3 protein-coding genes are annotated in these 2941 nt (G+C 72.1%); all 3 read right to left on the minus strand.

Annotation, left to right across the window (positions count from 1 at the left end):
• Window positions 1-27: 27 nt before the first annotated feature.
• The gene (gap, locus tag ACFCY7_RS38085; RefSeq protein WP_376490670.1) at window positions 28-1026 is read right to left on the minus strand and encodes a type I glyceraldehyde-3-phosphate dehydrogenase; all 999 of its coding nucleotides are present in this window, start codon (window positions 1024-1026) and stop codon (window positions 28-30) included.
• 131 nt (window positions 1027-1157) lie between these two features.
• Window positions 1158-2114, minus strand: coding sequence for a GlxA family transcriptional regulator (locus ACFCY7_RS38090; protein WP_376490671.1), 957 nt, complete (start codon window positions 2112-2114; stop codon window positions 1158-1160).
• A gap of 141 nt (window positions 2115-2255) precedes the next feature.
• Window positions 2256-2630 (minus strand): VOC family protein, encoded by a 375-nt coding sequence (locus ACFCY7_RS38095; protein ID WP_376490675.1) that lies wholly within the window; start codon window positions 2628-2630, stop codon window positions 2256-2258.
• Window positions 2631-2941 lie beyond the last annotated feature (311 nt).

The following is a 2941-nucleotide window of genomic DNA, read 5'->3' on the forward strand; positions in this document are numbered from 1 at the left end:
GCGCTCGGGGAGGGGGTGGTGCGGGCGTCAGCTCGCGGCGAGGAGCTGGAGGGTGTCGATGACGCGGTTGGAGAAGCCCCACTCGTTGTCGTACCAGGCGACGACCTTGATGTGACGGCCCTCGACGCGGGTGAGGGCCGAGTCGAAGATGGAGGAGGCGGGGTTGCCGGTGATGTCGGCGGAGACGAGCGGGTCGTCGGAGTACTCGAGGACGCCGGCCAGGGGGCCCTCGGCCGCGGTGCGGTAGGCCGCGAGGACGTCGTCGAGGGTCACGTCGCGGGCGACGGTGGTGTTGAGCTCGACGATCGAGCCGACGGGCACGGGGACGCGGATCGAGTCGCCCGAGAGCTTGCCGTCGAGGTTCGGGAGGACGAGGCCGATGGCCTTGGCGGCACCCGTGGTGGTGGGGACGATGTTGACGCCGGCGGCGCGGGCGCGGCGGGGGTCGCGGTGCGGGCCGTCCTGGAGGTTCTGCTCCTGGGTGTAGGCGTGGACCGTGGTCATGAAGCCGTGCTCGATGCCGGCGAGGTCGTCGAGGACCGAGGCGAGCGGCGCGAGCGCGTTGGTGGTGCAGGACGCGTTCGAGACGATCGTGTGGACGGCCGGGTCGTAGGCGTCGGTGTTCACGCCGTACGCGAGCGTGACGTCGGCACCGTCGGCGGGCGCGCTGACGAGCACGCGCTTCGCGCCCGCGTCGATGTGCGCGCCGGCGGCCTTGGCGGAAGTGAAGCGGCCGGTGGCCTCGAGGACGATGTCCACGCCGAGTTCGGCCCACGGCAGGTCCGCCGGCTCGCGCTCGGCCAGCACCTTGATGCGGCGGCCGTCGACGACGAGGGTGTCCCCGTCGACGCTCACCGGACGACCGAGGCGGCCCGAGGTCGTGTCGAAGGCGAGGAGGCGGGCGAGGGTGGCGGGCTCGGTGAGGTCGTTGATGGCGACGACCTCGAGGTCGCTCTGGCGCTCCAGCAGGGCGCGCAGCACGTTGCGTCCGATGCGGCCGAATCCGTTGATGGCGATGCGAGTCATGACAGTGTCCCTTCGGTCCCTTCGCGTTCGCCACCATGTTCGTCGGGAGGGGTGGGCCCGTGACAGCGGCGGGATCGCCACGGTCCGCAAGTATCGCGCCAAGGGTGCGGGAGCGGTCCGCGTCCGCGTCGCTACTCGCCCCGGGCGAACGTCCGCCGGTACTCGCTCGGTGTGGTGCCGAGGATCCGCTGGAAGTGGAGCCTTAGATTCGCGCCGGTGCCGAGGCCCGTGTCGGCGGCGATCTGCTCGACGCCCCGCTCGGAGCGTTCGAGCAGCTCACGGGCCATGTCGATGCGGGCCCGCATGACCCACTGCATCGGTGTGTACCCGGTGTCCTCGGCGAACCGCCGGGAGAACGTGCGTGCCGACACCGCCGCGTGCCGGGCGAGGATCTCCAGCGTGAGCGGCTCGCCCAGGCGGTGCAGGGCCCATTCGCGGGTGGCGGCGAACCGCTCGCCGAGCGGCTCGGGCACGCTCCGCGGCACGTACTGGGCCTGGCCGCCGCTGCGGTAGGGGGCGGCGACGAGCCGGCGGGCCGCGTGGTTGGACGCGGCGATGCCGAACTCGCCTCGCAGGATGTGCAGGCACAGGTCGATGCCCGAGGCGGCGCCCGCGGAGGTCAGGACGCTGCCCTCGTCGACGAAGAGGACGTTCTCGTCGACCCTGACGAGAGGGCGCTTCGCCGCGAGCGCCCGCGTGTAGTGCCAGTGGGTCGTGGCCCGCTTGCCGTCGAGGAGTCCCGTGGCGGCCAGCGCGAAAGCGCCCGTCGAGATCGCGGCGAGCCGCGCCCCGCGCCGGTGGGCCGCGATCAGCGCCTCGACGACCGCCGCCGGCGGGTCGTCGCGGTCGGGGAACCGGTAGCCCGGGACGAAGACGATGTCGGCCCAGGCGAGCGCGTCCAAGCCGTGCGCGACCTGATACGCCAGGCCGTCGCCGCCGGCCACGACACCGGGCTCCGCTCCGCACACCCGGACCTCGCACGGCATGCTCGCGCGGGTCGTGAAGACCTGCGCGGGAATGCCCACGTCGAGCGGCTTCGCGCCCTCCAGTACGAGAACGGCGACACGGAGCAGACGAGAGCGAGGCACGGACAAGAGCCTACGCACCGGATCGCGGCACGCGGCCCGGCCGGGGTGTCGTGCGGGTCACGACGACACCCCGGCAGGCCACGGGCGTGCCCGGTCGGCACACGGGCATGGCCGGTCGGCGTACGGGCGTGCCCGGTCGGACTACAGGTACGGCTTCGTGATCAGTTCGATCGCGTGGCCGGCGGGGTCCTTGAAGTAGACGCCGCGGCCGCCGTGCTCGGTGTTGGTCTCGCCGGGACGACGCATCTGGGGGTCGGCCCAGTGCTCGATGTCGCCGTCGCACAGCCGCTGGTACGCGCGGTCGAAGAGCTCGTCGTCGACCAGGAACGCGTAGTGCTGCATCTGGATGTCCACCGGGGGCTCGGCGAACTGGATCAGTACGCCGTCGGTGAGCTGGACGTTGATGAACGGGCCCCAGGAGGGTGCCTCGGGGAGCTCCAGGAGGTCGCGGAAGAACCGCGCCGACTCGTGGCGGTCCTTGGCGGCGATGATGGTGTGGTTGAACGTGACGGTCATAGGGGTGGCCTCGCTGTTGTTCGACACGGAAGGGGACTCGAAGTGCCTGTGCACTGGGAGGTCCGCGTGCCGAACCGAGGGGGTGCCTTGCGTGCACCCTGGGGGCGATCAGCCCTCCACCGGATAGCCCGTCTGTGAATGGCGAGTCGCCGGTCCGGTGTTCATACGGGTGACGCTACTTGATCATGTCGGGGCGCGACAAGGGCGACGGGTGGGTCGTCCGCCCTGGTGGCGGGCCCCGCGGGCGCGTTGGGGACCGGAGGGGCCCGGAGGCGCCCACAGCGGGAATTGGGGCCCCGCGGGGCCCGGAG

Origin of the sequence: Streptomyces sp. NPDC056361 (assembly GCF_042262805.1) — a bacterium.
GTDB lineage: Bacteria > Actinomycetota > Actinomycetes > Streptomycetales > Streptomycetaceae > Streptomyces.